The organism is Agrobacterium sp. BT-220-3 (assembly GCF_025910175.1).
GTDB lineage: Bacteria > Pseudomonadota > Alphaproteobacteria > Rhizobiales > Rhizobiaceae > Agrobacterium > Agrobacterium oryzihabitans.
The window spans coordinates 655,730-672,379 of the sequence record NZ_JAPAIX010000002.1 but is presented as its reverse complement, the minus strand read 5'-3'; the positions used below and the strand labels follow the sequence as shown (position 1 = coordinate 672,379).

Below are 16,650 nucleotides of genomic sequence, written 5' to 3'. Positions count from 1 at the left end.
CATGACCAGAGATAACTCCCGACGTAACCGCACCCTCCCTGTCCGCTCGGGCGCTCCTGTGAGCAGGAGCGCCGGTCCCGGCGGCTGGTGCGCATCCAATCTCATTCTTGCGATGATGGCGGTCCTGTTCGCCGCCGTCGTCGCTCTCGAAATTCTCACGGCCTGACCGACCCTCATCGGCCGCCCTGTTTCAAACGCTGGAGCCTCTTCATGAGCCAGTCCAAACAAGCGAGCATCCTCGATTCTCGCATTCTCGTGCCGGCCATTGCCGACGCATTCAAAAAACTCAACCCGCGCACGCTTGCGCGCAATCCGGTCATGTTCGTCGTGGCGACGGTATCGGTGCTCACCACCGTTCTGTTCATTCGCGATCTCATCATCGGCAGCGCCAATCTCGGCTTTTCCTTCCAGATCAATCTCTGGCTCTGGTTCACCGTGCTGTTTGCCAATTTCGCCGAAGCCGTCGCTGAAGGGCGCGGCAAGGCGCAGGCGGATTCGCTGCGCCGCACCCGCACCGAAACCCAGGCGAAACTGCTGACCGGTGAGGATCGCAGCCAGTATAAAATGGTGGCGGGTACCAGCCTGAAGGTGAACGATGTCGTCCTCGTCGAGGCAGGCGAGATCATACCCTCGGATGGTGAAGTCGTCGAAGGCGTTGCCTCCGTCAACGAGGCGGCGATAACAGGCGAATCCGCCCCCGTCATTCGCGAATCCGGCGGCGACCGCTCGGCCGTCACCGGCGGCACGCAGGTCCTGTCGGACTGGATAAGGGTTCGTATCACTGCCGCTGCCGGTTCCACTTTCCTCGACCGGATGATTTCGCTCGTTGAAGGTGCCGAGCGCCAGAAAACGCCGAACGAAATCGCGCTCAACATTCTGCTTGCGGGCATGACGCTGATCTTCGTTCTGGCCACGGCGACAATCCCGAGCTTTGCCTCCTATGCCGGTGGTTCGATCCCGATCATCGTGCTGGTGGCGCTGTTCGTGACGCTTATCCCGACGACGATCGGCGCTCTTCTGTCGGCCATCGGCATTGCCGGCATGGACAGGCTGGTGCGCTTCAATGTGCTTGCCATGTCGGGCCGCGCTGTAGAGGCAGCCGGCGACGTTGATACGTTGCTGCTCGACAAGACCGGCACCATCACGCTCGGCAACCGGCAAGCCACCGAATTCCGCCCTGTCACCGGCGTTACCGAGCAGGATCTGGCCGATGCGGCGCAGCTTGCATCGCTGGCCGACGAAACGCCGGAAGGCCGTTCCATTGTCGTTCTCGCCAAGGAAAAATACGGCATCCGCGCCCGCGACATGCAGAGGCTGCACGCTACATTCGTGCCTTTCACTGCCCAGACCCGCATGAGCGGCGTCGATTTCGAAGGTTCTTCCATTCGCAAGGGTGCGGTCGATGCCGTTCTTTCCTATGTCGACGGTGGTGCTCCGCAGCAGGGCAATACGGCGCTCGCCGTTAAAACCGAAACCGATGCCACCCGCGACATACGCACCATTGCGGAAGAGATCGCCAAGACCGGCGGCACACCGCTTGCCGTGGTGCGGGACGGAAAGCTGCTTGGCGTCGTGCAGCTGAAGGATATCGTCAAGGGCGGCATTCGCGAGCGTTTCGCGGAGCTTCGCCGCATGGGCATCCGCACCGTGATGATCACCGGTGACAACCCGATGACGGCCGCTGCGATTGCGGCAGAAGCCGGGGTCGATGATTTCCTCGCTCAGGCGACGCCGGAAAACAAGCTGGACCTCATCCGCGAGGAACAGGCCAAGGGCAAGCTCGTCGCCATGTGCGGTGACGGCACGAACGACGCTCCGGCACTGGCGCAGGCCGATGTTGGCGTCGCCATGAACACCGGCACGGTCGCGGCGCGCGAGGCCGGCAACATGGTCGATCTCGACAGCGACCCGACCAAGCTCATCGAGATCGTGGAAATCGGCAAGCAATTGTTGATGACGCGCGGCGCGCTGACCACGTTCTCCATCGCCAACGACATCGCCAAATATTTCGCCATCATCCCGGCCATGTTCCTGGCCTTTTATCCGCAACTTGGCGTGCTGAATGTCATGGGCCTTTCGACGCCGCAAAGCGCGATCCTGTCGGCCATCATCTTCAACGCGCTCATCATCATAGCGCTCATCCCACTCTCGCTGAAGGGCGTCAAATACCGCCCGATCGGCGCCGGCGCGCTGCTGTCGCGGAATCTGGTCATCTATGGCCTGGGCGGCATCATCGTGCCCTTCATCGGCATCAAGGCCATCGACCTCGCCATTACGGCGCTTGGTCTCGCCTGAGGAGTATAGAAATGCTGAAACAGCTACGTCCCGCACTGGTGCTGATCCTTGCCACCACCGCAATCACCGGCCTTGCCTATCCTCTTGGAATGACGGGCCTTGCACAGGCGATCTTCCCCTTTCAGGCAAATGGCAGCCTGATCGAGAAGAATGGCACCGTCGTCGGATCACGATTGATCGGGCAGGCCTTCGCCGGCGAGAAATATTTCCATGGCAGGCCATCGGCCGCCGGCGATGGCTACAATGCCGCGTCGTCTTCCGGCTCCAACCTCGGTCCGACGAGCGCGAAACTCATTGACCGGGTAAAGCAGGACTATGAGACGGCAAAGGCCCAAAACCCGAGCGCTGACGTTCCCGCCGATCTGGTCACGGCGTCGGGCAGCGGTCTTGATCCGCATGTGTCGCCTGAGGCCGCTTATTTCCAGGTTCCGCGCGTCGCCAAGGCAAGGGGCATGGATGAGGCCTCGCTTCGCGCCATCGTCGAACGCCATGTCGAAGGGCCGGAACTCGGTTTCATGGGTGAACCAGTCGTAAATGTGCTGGCTCTCAACATGGCTCTTGACGCAGCCGGCTCATGACCTGAAATGGCGATGGCTTCTTTGGAGCCATCGCCTCGACCACTGGTGGGTTAAATGCCTGACGATATCAGCAATATGCCGAGCAGACCGTCGCCGGATGCGCTGCTGGAAAACGCCCGGCGCGAGGCGCGGGGCCGGCTGAAGATTTTTCTGGGCGCGGCGCCCGGTGTCGGCAAGACCTATGAAATGCTGATGTCGGGCCGGGCAAAACTGGCGGATGGCGTCGATACGGTCATTGGTGTCGTGGAAACGCATGGCCGCAAGGAAACCGAAACGCTGGTGCAGGGTTTCGAGATCATTGCGCGCAGGAAGATCGATTATCGCGGCCAGGTACTGGATGAGATGGACCTCGACGCCATTCTCGCCCGTCGGCCGGCTCTTGTTCTGGTCGATGAACTGGCACACACCAACGCCACCGGCAGCCGCCACCCCAAGCGCTATATGGATGTTCAGGAAATCCTGGCACAGGGCATCGACGTCTATACGACGCTGAACATCCAGCATGTGGAAAGCCTGAACGATGTCGTGGCGCAAATCACCCGCATCCGTGTGCGCGAAACGGTGCCGGACAGCATCATCGACCGGGCAGACGATGTTGAAATCATCGATATCACCCCCGACGATCTGATAAAGCGCCTGCAGGATGGCAAGGTCTATCTGCCCCGCACCGCACGGCGCGCCATCGAGAATTATTTTTCACGCGGCAATCTGACGGCTTTGCGGGAGCTTGCGCTGCGGCGCACAGCCCAGCGGGTTGACGAGCAATTGCTCAACCACATGCAGTCGCACGCCATTTCGGGCCCCTGGGCTGCGGGAGACAGGGTGCTGGTCTGTCTCGATCATGGCGGCAACGGTCCGGGTCTGGTGCGTTATGCCCGCCGGCAGGCGGATCGGCTGCGTGCACCCTGGACGGCATTGCATCTGGACACGCCCCGATCGCAGCAATTGTCGGAGGCGGAGAAGGATCGGCTGGCGGGCACCATGCGGCTCGCCCAGCAGCTCGGAGGGGAGACCGTGACCCTGCCGGCGCTCGATCTCACGCGCGAGATCATATCCTATGCCAATGCCAATAATTTCACCCACATCATCATCGGCCGTCCCAGAAAATCCTGGTGGCAGAGAATTCTGCAGCGCTCGCTGACGCATGATCTGATCGACCATGCTGGCGATATCAGCGTGCATGTCATCTCCGGCGACAAGAGCGAGGAAAAACCAGCGCAGAGCGTGAAGCCGCTGTTGGTGCAATCACGTTTCTCGGTGCTGCCCTATCTCAAGAGCACCCTGTTTGTCGGGCTGGCGATCCTGGTCGGTATCGTGCTTGACCAGACGCTCGACGTTCAAAACCTGGCATTGGTGTTCCTGATGGCGGTTCTGGCCGCTGCCGTGCGCGGCGGGTTGGCGCCGGCGCTTTATGCCTCCGTGCTCGGTGCCGTCGCCTTCAACTTCTTCTTTCTGGAGCCGCGTTACACGCTGACGGTGAGCGCACCCGATAGCGTCGTCGCCCTGCTGTTTTATTTTGGCGTGGCGCTTATCGGCTCCAACCTGACGGTCGCCGTGCAACGGCAGGCGGCGTCCGCGCGTGCGAGGGCGCGAACCACCGAGGACCTTTATCTGTTTTCCAAAAAGCTGGCAGGCACCGGCACGCTGGACGACGTGTTGTGGGCAACCGCTTTCCAGATGGCGTCAATGCTGAACGTCCGGGTCGTTCTGCTGCTGCCGGAAAACAATACGATTGCGGTCAAGGCCGGTTATCCTCCCGACGATACGCTGATGGATGCGGATATAGCGGCAGCCCAATGGGCCTGGGAACACAACAAGGCTGCGGGAAGGGGCGCGGATACGCTGCCCGGCGCCAAACGGCTTTATCTGCCGTTGCGCACCGGCAGCGGCGCCGTCGGCGTCGTGGGGCTGGACGACGACCGGCTCGGCCCGCTTCTTACGCCCGAACAGCAGCGCATGTTCGATGCGCTGTCAGATCAGGCAGCACTCGCCATAGAGCGCATTCAGCTGGTCTCGGATGTTGACCGTGCAAGGCTTGCGGCGGAGACCGACCGGCTGCGCACCGCGCTTTTGACCTCCATCTCCCACGACCTGAAAACGCCGCTCGCCGCCATTCTGGGTTCGGCCGGAACGCTGAAGGATTTTGCCGACGACATTCCCCCCGATGCGCGCACCGAACTGCTTTCGACGATTGTTGAGGAATCCGAACGGCTGAACCGCTTCATCTCCAACCTGCTCGACATGACGAGGATCGGCTCGGGCGCAATGGAGCCGAATTACGGGCTGCATTTCGTTGGTGACATGGTCGGAACGGCATTGTCGCGGGCGGCAAAAATCGTCGTCAGGCACGAGATCGTTCTGGATATTCCCTCTGACCTGCCGATGCTGAAGGTCGATCCCGTGCTTTTCGAACAGGTTCTGTTCAACCTCATCGACAATGCGGCAAAATATGCGCCCGAACACACCGCAATTGACATTCGCGGGTGGCGGCAGGGCAGACGTGTTTTCCTCGCCGTTGCCGATGAGGGGCCGGGTATTCCCCCTGATGATACGGAGCGTGTGTTCGACAGTTTTTACCGGGTGCGCAAGGCCGACCACGTGCAGGCCGGAACAGGGCTCGGGCTTTCCATCTGCAAGGGGTTCATCGAGGCCATGGGCGGGTCGATCCGGGCGGAAAACAGGCAGGGTCGATCAGGCGCGCAATTCACGATAGGTTTGCCGGTTCCCACCGAGCCGGCTGTGCTAGATCATGACTAGGGCGCGATTTCAGGGGAGAATCATTCGCGTGCCTTGCCATGCCGCCAAAGGAGATCGGAAATGACCAATTCCGCCGTCCGCATTCTGATCGTCGATGATGAGCCGCCGATCCGCAAGCTTTTGCGAGTAGGCCTCTCGACGCAGGACTATGCGGTCAGCGAGGCGATGAATGCCCGCGTCGCGATGGAGCTGGTGAATGAGGACAAGCCCGATCTTGTGGTTCTCGATCTTGGCCTGCCGGATATGTCGGGGCATGACCTTCTGGCAAAATGGCGGGGGGAAGGGCTTTCCCTGCCCGTCATCATCCTTTCCAGCCGAACGGACGAAGCGGGTATCGTCAGGGCACTGGAACTGGGAGCGGATGATTACATCACCAAGCCTTTCGGTATGAACGAGCTCGTCGCCCGCATCCGCGTCGCCCTGCGCCATCGCCTGCAGACCCAAGGGGAGAAGCCGGTCTTTCAGACTGGTGATCTCTCGGTTGATCTCGTCAGGCGTATCGTGAAAGTGGAGGACCGGGAGGTGAAACTTTCGCCCAAGGAATATGATATTCTGCGGGTTCTGGTGCAGCATGCGGGCAAGGTTCTGACGCACCGTTTCCTGCTGGAACACGTGTGGGACGAACTCACTGACGTGCAATATTTGCGGGTCTATGTGCGGCAGCTTCGCCAGAAAATCGAAAAAATCCCGGACCAGCCGCGCTACATTCTGACGGAGACCGGTGTCGGTTACCGGTTGCAGGAAGTTTGAGTGCGTCGTTAAGGCGAAGCGCCCACACTGACGCTCTCCTCCGTCATCCTCGGGCTTGACCCGAGGATCCATCCCCGTTGAATTTAGTAAATCCTCGGGTCAAGCCCGAGGATGATATCCAATTTGTGAAGAGCGATACCATCACTCTTCGGACACTGTTATGAAACGACACCCTGAAATATCAGACGGAAGCGCAGATCGACAGGAATTCGTCCACGTCGCTTTCGGTCGTCGCAAAGCTGGTGACCATGCGGATCAGCACTTCGTCCTTTCCGACCTTTTCCGGCATGTCGCGCGGCACCAGCCAGTCATAGAACTTCGCGCCCTTTTCCGTTGCCGCTTCGGCGGCGGCCTTTGGCAGAATGGCGAAAACCTCGTTTGCGGTGGTCGGCCATGCCAAGCGCGCGCTGTTGAGCGAGGCAAAGCCGGCGCGCAGCCGGTTGGCCATGGCGTTGGCGTGGCTTGCGAGACCAAGCCACAGGTCGTCCTGCAAATAGGCCTCGAATTGCGCGGCGATGAAGCGTGACTTCGAAAAGAGCTGGGCGGTGCGCTTGCGCAGGAAGGCGAAGTCTTTGGCAAGTGCGGGATCGAAAAACACGATGGCTTCCGCGCACCAGCAGCCGTTTTTCGTGCCGCCGAAAGACAGGACGTCGACGCCGCGTTTCCAGGTCATTTCGGCGGGCGTGGTGCCGAGTGCGGAAAGCGCATTGGCAAAACGCGCGCCGTCCATGTGCAGCGGCAGGCCGTTCTCCTTGGCGATCTTGGCGATCGCGTCAATTTCATCGAGGGTATAGACCGTGCCGGCCTCGGTTGCCTGCGTCATGGTGATGGCTGCGGCGCGCCCGTGGTGAACAGCATCCTGCGGATAACGTGAAATACGCTCGATCAGGTTTTCCGGCAGCATTTTGCCGTTTGGCCCTTCAACGGCGACCATGCGCATGCCGGAGAAGAAATCCGGCGCGCCGCACTCATCCTCGATGACGTGGGCTTCGGAGTGACAGAAGGTCAGGCCGCCGGGGCGGGCGATGCTTGCCAGCGAAAGCGAATTGGCCGCCGTGCCCGTCGCGACGAAGAACACAGCCACTTCGCGCTCGAATATCTCGTTGAAGCGTTTTTCTATGGAAAGGTCGAGGGCGCTGCTGCCGTAAGCTGAGGCAAACCGGGTGGATTCCCGGGAAAGCCGTTCGTTGATGGCAGGGTGGGCGCCGGCCCAATTGTCTGAAGCAAAAAACATCTCTGAAGGCTTTCCGATGGCTGAGGTTCTGGTTTGGCAATGCGTGGCCGATGACCGGCAAAAGTTCTAGGACCTAACTTGGCGATTGGCAAATCCGGCAATGAAAGCAATGGGTCGAGCCGCTTTACGACAGAAAGTTTCGCGCAATAGGTCAGTATCGAAACTTCGCTGCAAATCGGTAGTGCGACTAATTGGATTCGCACCCTTGCTAAATCCGCCAGTTTCTGCCAAAATTCTTCCGAATTGAGACAGCTTTGCTGTCCTAAATTTGATCGAACCGGGTTGAGTGCGGATTTTTCGGTAAACGGAAATTCGTGTCGAGCCGGATCTTCGCATGAAACCATGCAGGTAATTTTGCAGGAGGGACAAAAATGACGAACAAGCCGCAGGCAGAGATCGCCGCCGCCACCTTGACCACAGACTGTCCCACCGCGGCTGCGGCCGCACCCGTTTCTGCGAAAGGGCGTTTCGCGGGCGGCTTGCCGGAAAAGCAGGGTCTTTACGATCCGGCCAATGAACATGATGCCTGTGGTGTCGGTTTCGTTGCCCATATGAAGGGTCAGAAGTCGCACCAGATCGTCAAGGACGGCCTGTTCATTCTCGAAAACCTGACGCATCGTGGTGCTGTCGGCGCCGATCCGCTGATGGGTGATGGCGCGGGCATTCTCGTGCAGATCCCCGACCGCTTCTTCCGCGAGGAAATGGCGGCGCAGGGCGTAACGCTGCCGAAGGCCGGCGAATATGCCGTTGGCCATATCTTCATGCCGCGCGATCCGTCCCGTATCGATCACTACAAGAAGGTGATCGTTGATGTTATCGGCGAGGAGGAGCAGCAGTTTCTCGGCTTCCGCGATGTGCCGGTTGACAATGCCTCGCTCTCCAAGGCTCCGGATATCGCCGGAACCGAGCCGCACCATGTTCAGGTTTTCATCGGCGCCGGGCGTGACGCTGCCACCAATGCCGATTTCGAGCGCAAGCTGTTCCTCATCCGCAAGGTGCTGTCCAACCGCATCTACGACGAGGGCGGCGGCAAGGAGACGCAGGATTTCTATCCCGTATCGCTGTCCTCCTCGACCATCGTCTACAAGGGCATGTTCCTCGCCTACCAGGTAGGCGCCTATTACAAGGATCTGGCGGATCCGCGTTTCGAATCCGCGGTTGCCCTGGTGCATCAGCGTTTCTCGACGAACACCTTCCCGTCCTGGAAGCTCGCACATCCCTACCGCATGGTTGCCCATAACGGCGAAATCAACACGCTGCGCGGCAACGTCAACTGGATGGCGGCGCGTCAGGCGTCGGTTTCGTCGGCGCTGTTCGGCGACGATATCTCCAAGCTCTGGCCGATCTCTTACGAAGGCCAGTCGGACACCGCCTGCTTCGACAACGCGCTCGAATTCCTCGTGCGCGGCGGTTATTCCATGGCCCATGCCGTGATGATGCTGATCCCGGAAGCCTGGGCCGGCAACCAGTCCATGTCGGCCGAACGCAAGGCATTCTACGAATATCACGCCGCGCTGATGGAGCCGTGGGACGGCCCGGCCGCCGTCGCCTTTACCGATGGCAAGCAGATCGGCGCAACGCTCGACCGCAACGGCCTGCGCCCAGCGCGCTATCTCGTCACCGATGATGACCGCATCATCATGGCGTCTGAAGCCGGCACGCTGCCGGTGCCGGAAGAGCGCATCGTCAAGAAGTGGCGTTTGCAGCCCGGCAAGATGCTGCTGATCGACATGGAAAAGGGCTCGATCATTTCCGACGAGGAAGTGAAGCACGAACTTGCCGCCAAGCACCCCTACCGCACCTGGCTCGACCGCACGCAGCTCATCCTCGAAGAGCTGAAGCCGGTTGAACCGCGCGCGTTGCGCCGCGACGTGTCGCTGCTCGACCGCCAGCAGGCCTTCGGTTACACCAGCGAAGATACGAAGCTCCTGATGTCGCCCATGGCGACCACCGGTCAGGAAGCCATTGGCTCCATGGGCACCGATACGCCGATTTCGGCCATGTCGGAAAAGTCGAAGCTGCTCTACACCTATTTCAAGCAGAACTTCGCGCAGGTCACCAACCCGCCGATCGACCCTATCCGCGAAGAACTGGTGATGAGCCTCGTCTCCTTCATCGGTCCGCGCCCGAACATTCTCGACCATGAAGGTGCGGCCCGCGCCAAGCGTCTGGAAGTGCGCCAGCCGATCCTGACCAATGGCGATCTGGAAAAGATCCGCTCCATCGGCCACACGGAAGACCGTTTCGACACCAAGACGCTCGACTTCACCTATGATGTGGAGCGCGGCGCCGAAGGCATGCCAGATATGCTCGACCGCCTGTGCGAGCGTGCAGAATCGGCCGTTCGCGGCGGTTACAACATCATCGTTCTCTCCGACCGTCAGCTTGGCCCGGACCGCATTGCGATCCCCGCCCTCCTGGCGACGGCCGCCGTGCATCATCACCTGATCCGCAAGGGCCTGCGCACGTCGGTCGGTCTCGTCGTTGAAACCGGTGAGCCGCGCGAAATTCACCATTTCTGTCTGCTCGCCGGTTACGGTGCGGAGGCGATCAACCCCTATCTCGCCTTCGACACGCTGCTCGACATGCACAAGCACGGCGCTTTCCCGAAGGAAGTCTCCGACGACGAAGTCGTCTATCGCTACATCAAGGCGGTCGGCAAGGGCATCCTCAAGGTCATGTCCAAGATGGGCATTTCCACCTACCAGTCCTATTGCGGCGCGCAGATTTTCGACGCCATCGGCCTGTCGTCGGAATTCGTCGAGAAGTATTTCTTCGGCACCGCCACCTCCATCGAGGGTGTGGGTCTGACCGAGATCGCCGAAGAAACGGTGACACGCCATACGGCCGCCTTCGGCAAGGACCCGATCCTTGCCAACACGCTCGATATTGGCGGCGAATATGCCTATCGCATGCGCGGCGAAAGCCACGCCTGGACGCCGGATGCGGTTGCCTCGCTGCAGCACGCTGTGCGCGGCAACAGCCAGGAGCGTTACCGCGAATTCGCCGGCATGGTGAATGAGACGGCGCTGCGCATGAACACCATCCGTGGCCTGTTCAAGGTCAAGTCGGCGGAAGCGCTCGGCCGCAAGCCTGTTTCCATCGATGAGGTTGAACCGGCGGTCGATATCGTCAAGCGTTTCTCGACCGGTGCGATGTCCTTCGGCTCCATCAGCCGCGAGGCGCATACGACGCTTGCGATTGCCATGAACCGCATCGGCGGCAAGTCCAACACTGGCGAAGGCGGCGAAGAATCCGACCGCTACATGCCGCTTTTGAACGGCAAGCCGAACCCGGAACGCTCGGCCATCAAGCAGATCGCATCCGGCCGCTTCGGTGTGACGACGGAATATCTCGTCAATGCCGACATGCTGCAGATCAAGGTGGCGCAGGGTGCCAAGCCCGGCGAAGGCGGACAATTGCCCGGCCACAAGGTGGATGCGACGGTTGCCAAGACCCGTCACTCGACGCCGGGCGTCGGTCTCATTTCCCCGCCGCCGCACCACGATATCTATTCCATCGAAGATCTGGCGCAGCTGATCTACGACCTCAAGAACGTCAACCCTGAAGCCGATGTTTCGGTGAAGCTGGTGTCGGAAGTGGGCGTCGGCACGGTTGCGGCCGGTGTCGCCAAGGCGCGTGCCGACCATATCACCATTGCCGGTTTCGATGGCGGCACGGGCGCTTCGCCGCTGACGTCGCTGAAGCACGCCGGTTCCCCATGGGAAATCGGCCTTGCCGAAACCCAGCAGACGCTGGTGCTGAACGGCCTTCGTTCGCGCATCGCCTTGCAGGTGGATGGCGGCCTGAAGACTGGCCGCGACGTCATCATCGGCGCGCTGCTCGGTGCGGATGAATTCGGCTTTGCCACCGCGCCGCTGATTGCGGCTGGCTGCATCATGATGCGCAAGTGCCATCTCAACACCTGCCCGGTCGGCGTCGCAACGCAGGACCCGGTTCTGCGCAAGCGCTTCAAGGGCACGCCGGAGCACGTCATCAACTACTTCTTCTTCGTGGCCGAAGAAGTGCGCGAAATCCTTGCCTCGCTTGGCGTTACCAAGCTGGACGAGATCATCGGCGCTTCCGAGCTGCTCGAAAAAGATGAGATGCTGGCACACTGGAAGGCCAAGGGGCTGGATTTCAGCCGCATCTTCCACAAGGTCGAGGCTCCCAAGGAGGCAACCTTCTGGACCGAGCGCCAGAAGCACCCGATCGATGACATTCTCGATCGCAAGCTGATCGAGAAGTCGCTGCCATCGCTGGAAAACCGCGAGCCTGTCGTGTTCGAAGTGCCGATCAAGAACGTCGACCGTTCCGCCGGCGCCATGCTATCAGGCACGCTTGCCAAGCGCTGGGGCCACAAGGGCCTGAAGGACGATACGATCCACGTGACGCTGCGCGGCACGGCGGGCCAGTCCTTCGGCGCTTTCCTCGCACGCGGCATCACCTTCGATCTGGTGGGTGACGGCAACGACTATGTCGGCAAGGGTCTGTCGGGTGGCCGCATCATCGTGCGCCCGCCGGAAAACACCCGCATCGTCGCGGAAAACTCGATCATCGTCGGCAACACCGTGCTTTATGGCGCAATCACCGGCGAGTGCTATTTCCGCGGTGTCGCGGGTGAGCGCTTTGCGGTGCGCAACTCCGGTGCGGTCGCAGTTGTCGAAGGTGTCGGCGATCACGGTTGCGAATATATGACGGGCGGCATCGTGGTCGTTCTCGGTGAAACGGGCCGTAACTTCGCGGCCGGCATGTCCGGCGGCGTGGCCTATGTTCTCGATGAGACGGGTGATTTCGCCACACGCTGCAACATGGCCATGGTCGAGCTGGAGCCGGTTCCGGAAGAGGACGACATGCTGGAGAAGCTGCATCATCACGGCGGCGACCTCATGCACAAGGGACGTGTAGACGTTTCCGAGGACATGACGCGCCACGATGAGGAGCGCCTCTACCAGCTGATCTCCAACCACTTCCATTACACGAATTCGTCGCGCGCCAAGGATATACTCGACCGCTGGAGCGAGTTCCGTCCGAAGTTCCGCAAGGTCATGCCGGTCGAATACCGTCGTGCGCTTGAGGAAATGGAGCGCATGCGCATGGGCGTGGCGGCGGAGTAATCCGCCGCGTGAGGATACTACACCAACTGGTCTCGCTGATGATCGCGGTCGCCGTTCCCACGGCGATCTACTGGACGAGCGGCGAGACCGGATTTGAATTCATCGTATTGGGGGCGGTTTTCGGTTTCGCCACCTGGTACTGGGGCCCGACAGGCGCTCCGCTTTGATGTGAGGACATAAACGTGGGCAAGGTTACAGGTTTTCTGGAGATCGACCGGCAGGTGGGTAAGTATCAGCCGGCATCGGATCGTATCCGCCATTTCCGCGAATTCACCATTCCGATGTCGGATGCCGAGGTGCAGAAGCAGTCGGCACGCTGCATGGATTGCGGAATTCCCTATTGTCACGGCCCGACCGGCTGTCCCGTGCACAACCAGATCCCCGACTGGAACGATCTCGTCTATAACAACAACTGGGAAGAGGCGATCCGCAACCTCCATTCCACCAACAATTTCCCGGAGTTCACCGGCCGCGTCTGTCCCGCGCCTTGTGAGGAGGCGTGCACGCTGAACCTCGAGGATGCACCGGTCGCCATCAAGACCGTCGAGCAGGCGATTGCCGACAAGGCGTATGAATTGGGCTTCATCGTGCCGAAGCCGGCGACGATCCATACCGGGAAAAAAGTTGCCGTCATCGGTTCCGGGCCCTCGGGCATGGCAGCCGCACAGCAGCTTGGCCGCGCCGGTCACGAGGTTCATGTCTACGAGCGTGAATCCAAGCCAGGCGGGTTGCTGCGTTACGGCATCCCGGATTTCAAGATGGAGAAGAACTTCATCGATCGCCGTGTCGAGCAGATCAAGGGCGAAGGCGTCACCTTCCATTGCGGCGTCAATGTCGGCGTGGATGTAACGGTCGAGGCGCTTCTGGCCGACCACGATGCCGTTCTTTATTGCGGTGGTTCGGAAACCCCGCGTCCGGCCGGTATCGGCGGTGCTGAGCTTCAGGGTGTGCATGACGCCATGCCTTACCTCGTACAGCAGAACCGCCGCGTTGGCCGCGAAAACATCGACAGCATCGGCTGGCCTGCCGATCCGATCCTCGCCGGCGGCAAGCACGTCGTCGTTGTCGGCGGCGGCGATACGGCGTCTGACTGCGTCGGTACGGCTTTCCGTCAGGGTGCGGTGAAAGTCACGCAGCTCGACATCCGCCCGATGCCGCCGGAAAAGGAAGACAAGCTCGCGGTCTGGCCTTTCTGGGCAACCAAGATGCGCACCTCTTCGTCGCAGGCTGAAGGCGCCATCCGCGAGTTCCAGGTCGCCACGCTCGAATTCGTTGGTGAAGATGGCGTTCTGACCGGTGTGAAGTGCTGTCAGGTGGATGATCGCCGCAAGCCCATCGCCGGCACGGAATTCATCATCAAGGCCGATCTCGCCTTCATCGCCATCGGCTTCTCCGGCCCCTTCACCGATAGCGTGCTGAAGGAAATGAATGGCAAGCTGACGCTCAATACCGATCGTCGCGGCTCCACCAATGTGGTCGCCAATGAGACGGACTACAGGACCTCGGTCGACAAGCTGTGGGCGGCGGGCGACGTTCGCCGCGGCCAGTCGCTGGTGGTCTGGGCCATCCGCGAAGGCCGCCAGGCGGCACGCGCAATCGACGAGGCGCTGATGGGCGCAACCGTCCTGCCGCGCTGAGCCGGTCGATGCGGCGCAAGCCGTCGTAACGAAAACAGAAAGGCCTGTTGTGTTTCACAACAGGCCTTTTGTTTGACTGGAGAACCGGAACGCGATGGAGGTCTCGCATTCAGGGGGACGGACAATATATCGCGCCTGAGAATTGCAATAATATTACGTGCTTCAAAAGACAGGACTGGTTCAGCAATAGGGGAGGCTGATGCGAAAGGAGGCCCCGCCAGCGGGAGAATCACTGATGGTGATCTCTCCGCCATGGTAGCGGACGATTTCCTGCACGAGGTTGAGACCGAGCCCGGTGCCGCGATCCTTGGGCCTCAACCGGTGGAATGCGTCGAACACGGCTTCCCGGTCCTCTTCGGGAATTCCGTTGCCTTCGTCGGAGATGTCAATCACGCGGTTGGCCCCTACTTTTATGGTGATCGTTCCGCGATTGCCGCCATGTTCGATGGCATTTTGCACGATGTTCATCAGGGCGCGTTGCAGCGAGGCGTCATCGGCAAGGGCGAGGATAGGCTCCTCTTCCGGCTCGAACGAAAGCTCGTAGCCTTGAGAGATTGCAAGCGGCGCCATATCCGCCACGACCGACCTGCAAAGGCCAACGAGATCAAGCGGGATAAGGGGCGCCTTTTGCCCGCCAAGTCGCTGCAGATCGAGCAATTGTTCGGCAAGCACGGCGATACGGCTGGCATCGGCCAATATCCTGCTCCGGTCCGGCCCGTCCAGCAGCGTTTCGACACGGGTCTGGAGAATGGCGACCGGGGTTCGCAATTCATGGGCGGCATCGAGGATGAAACGCTTGTGCCGTTCATAACCATCGTCCAGCCGTTGCAGCGCGCCGTTGACCGCATGAACGAGCGGCTGCACCTCCCGTGGAATATCGGCATCCGGTAACCGATATCCGCGCTTGTCGATATCGATGGTTTCTGCCGTGTGCGCAATGGTGGAAAGGGCGAGAAATTCCCTGCGAATGATCCAGGGAATGGTCACGATCGTGACGATGGACATGAGAATGAGGATCGGCAGGATCAATATGTTGGAGAACAGCAGAACCGGGAATGTCATGCTGAACGGACCGCCTTTGCCGATCATCACGAACTCGCCCGCCGGTCCGGAAACACGGCGGACGACGGCGATGCGCACGACTGCAAGATAGGAATAGGACAAGGCCGCGTCGCGCACATCGGAAACCCTGATATCGCTGAGCTGCTGATCCATGTTGAATGCTTCGGGCACTGGCCCGCCCTGCACGACATCGCCCTTTTCGCCGACCGCGACGAACCAGAAATCGGGCATGTTGCTGCGCATCTCGATGAAATCTTGCGTCTCCTCGAGCACCGGTCGACCGTCCTTGTCCCGCACGATTGCATTGGCGGTAATCTGGGCTGCCTGCGGGCTGAGCAGGGCGCTGCCTGCGCCGCCACTCGACAGATAAGCGACGATCGCAGCACTGACGATGAAAAGGCTGCCGATCTGGAACAGCAGCAATTGAATTGTCAGGCGACGCTTGAGCGATTTCCTCCCGGCCAGCTTCATGCGGCCGCCCTCAGAAGATAACCAACGCCGCGAATGCCGTGGACTTCGAGGCCTGCATCCGCCGCCTGCAATTTGCGGCGCAGGCGCGAAATGTGGGAATCAAGCGCATTGGACTGGATCTCGTCGTCGAAATTATAAACGGCCTCTTCGAGCACCGATCGCAGCACCGTCCTGCCCTGCCGGCGCAGCAGGGCTTCGAGAATGAGCAGTTCGCGTCTCGTCAGGGGAATGAACTCCCCCTTGATGCGCACCTCCCGGGTTTCGAAGCAAAATTCCAGCTTGCCCAGTTTCGCCGTCATCGTCACGGTGCCGGCCGGTCTGCGCATCAGGGCGCGGATGCGGGCCAGAAGCTCCTCGACGGCGAAGGGTTTGCCGAGATAATCGTCGGCTCCAAGGTTCAGGCCGTTCACCCGGTCCGCAAGCGTTCCCTGCGCCGTCAACACAATGACGGGCGGGGTGACGGGCAGCAGGCGCAGATCTTCTATGAGTTCGATGCCGTCGCCATCCGGCAATTGCCGGTCGAGCACGACAAGATCGTGAACGCCGTCCATGATCGCATGACGGGCAAGATCGAGCGTCCCGACATTGTCCACGATGATATCGAACCGGTGCAGGGCGGCGGACAGGGCTGCTGCCATTTCGCGTTCATCTTCAACAAGCAGCAGGCGCATGAATTGTTCTCGGCAATGTCTGGGCGCGCTTTCCGTGCAAGGTGTCGCGCATGAAATGAAAATGACGGTTTCGTGGAT

Annotated in this window: 10 protein-coding genes and 1 pseudogene; 8 read left to right on the top strand and 3 right to left on the bottom strand. The window is 60.5% G+C overall.

The features are described from left to right. The first annotated feature begins 1 nt into the window (after position 1). From OK142_RS09635 to OK142_RS09615, 5 genes are read left to right on the top strand one after another with little or no spacing between them, the layout of a single operon-like run. Positions 2-166, top strand: a complete 165-nt coding sequence (locus OK142_RS09635) for a hypothetical protein (RefSeq protein ID WP_167373927.1) — start codon at positions 2-4, stop codon at positions 164-166. Between the two features lie 44 nt (positions 167-210). Further along, entirely contained in the window at positions 211-2,295 is a 2,085-nt protein-coding gene (gene kdpB, locus OK142_RS09630; protein ID WP_498682378.1) for a potassium-transporting ATPase subunit KdpB, read from the top strand. Between the two features lie 11 nt (positions 2,296-2,306). Further along, positions 2,307-2,873 (top strand): potassium-transporting ATPase subunit KdpC, encoded by a 567-nt coding sequence (gene kdpC / locus OK142_RS09625; RefSeq protein WP_003497740.1) that lies wholly within the window; start codon positions 2,307-2,309, stop codon positions 2,871-2,873. A 54-nt stretch (positions 2,874-2,927) separates the two neighbouring features. Next, entirely contained in the window at positions 2,928-5,630 is a 2,703-nt protein-coding gene (locus OK142_RS09620) for a DUF4118 domain-containing protein (protein WP_498682375.1), read from the top strand. A 60-nt stretch (positions 5,631-5,690) separates the two neighbouring features. Further along, the gene (locus OK142_RS09615) at positions 5,691-6,380 is read left to right on the top strand and encodes a response regulator transcription factor (RefSeq protein ID WP_003497737.1); all 690 of its coding nucleotides are present in this window, start codon (positions 5,691-5,693) and stop codon (positions 6,378-6,380) included. A 181-nt stretch (positions 6,381-6,561) separates the two neighbouring features. Here the strand turns inward: OK142_RS09615 and OK142_RS09610 are convergent, their stop codons facing one another. Then, on the bottom strand, positions 6,562-7,614 hold the full coding sequence (locus tag OK142_RS09610; RefSeq protein WP_313613885.1) for a threonine aldolase family protein: 1,053 nt from the start codon (positions 7,612-7,614) through the stop codon (positions 6,562-6,564). A 470-nt stretch (positions 7,615-8,084) separates the two neighbouring features. Between OK142_RS09610 and gltB the strand changes: the two are divergent. The 3 genes and pseudogenes from gltB to OK142_RS09595 form a co-directional block, all read left to right on the top strand. Further along, positions 8,085-12,731 (top strand): annotated as a pseudogene (gltB, locus tag OK142_RS09605) (glutamate synthase large subunit); the annotation flags it as partial. Positions 12,732-12,739: 8 nt separating this feature from the next. After that, positions 12,740-12,898, top strand: coding sequence for a hypothetical protein (locus OK142_RS09600; RefSeq protein WP_158001527.1), 159 nt, complete (start codon positions 12,740-12,742; stop codon positions 12,896-12,898). Positions 12,899-12,913: 15 nt separating this feature from the next. Further along, positions 12,914-14,368: a glutamate synthase subunit beta gene (locus OK142_RS09595; protein WP_003497725.1), complete on the top strand. Its 1,455-nt coding sequence runs from the start codon at positions 12,914-12,916 to the stop codon at positions 14,366-14,368. A 180-nt stretch (positions 14,369-14,548) separates the two neighbouring features. On the opposite strand, the gene OK142_RS09590 is transcribed toward OK142_RS09595, so the two are convergent. Both OK142_RS09590 and OK142_RS09585 read right to left on the bottom strand, forming a co-directional pair. Then, entirely contained in the window at positions 14,549-15,901 is a 1,353-nt protein-coding gene (locus OK142_RS09590; protein WP_498682373.1) for a sensor histidine kinase, read from the bottom strand. Beyond that, complete coding sequence (locus OK142_RS09585) at positions 15,898-16,572, bottom strand: response regulator transcription factor (protein ID WP_035242915.1); 675 nt, start codon at positions 16,570-16,572, stop codon at positions 15,898-15,900. The genes OK142_RS09590 and OK142_RS09585 overlap by 4 nt, the downstream gene beginning before the upstream one ends. Positions 16,573-16,650 lie beyond the last annotated feature (78 nt).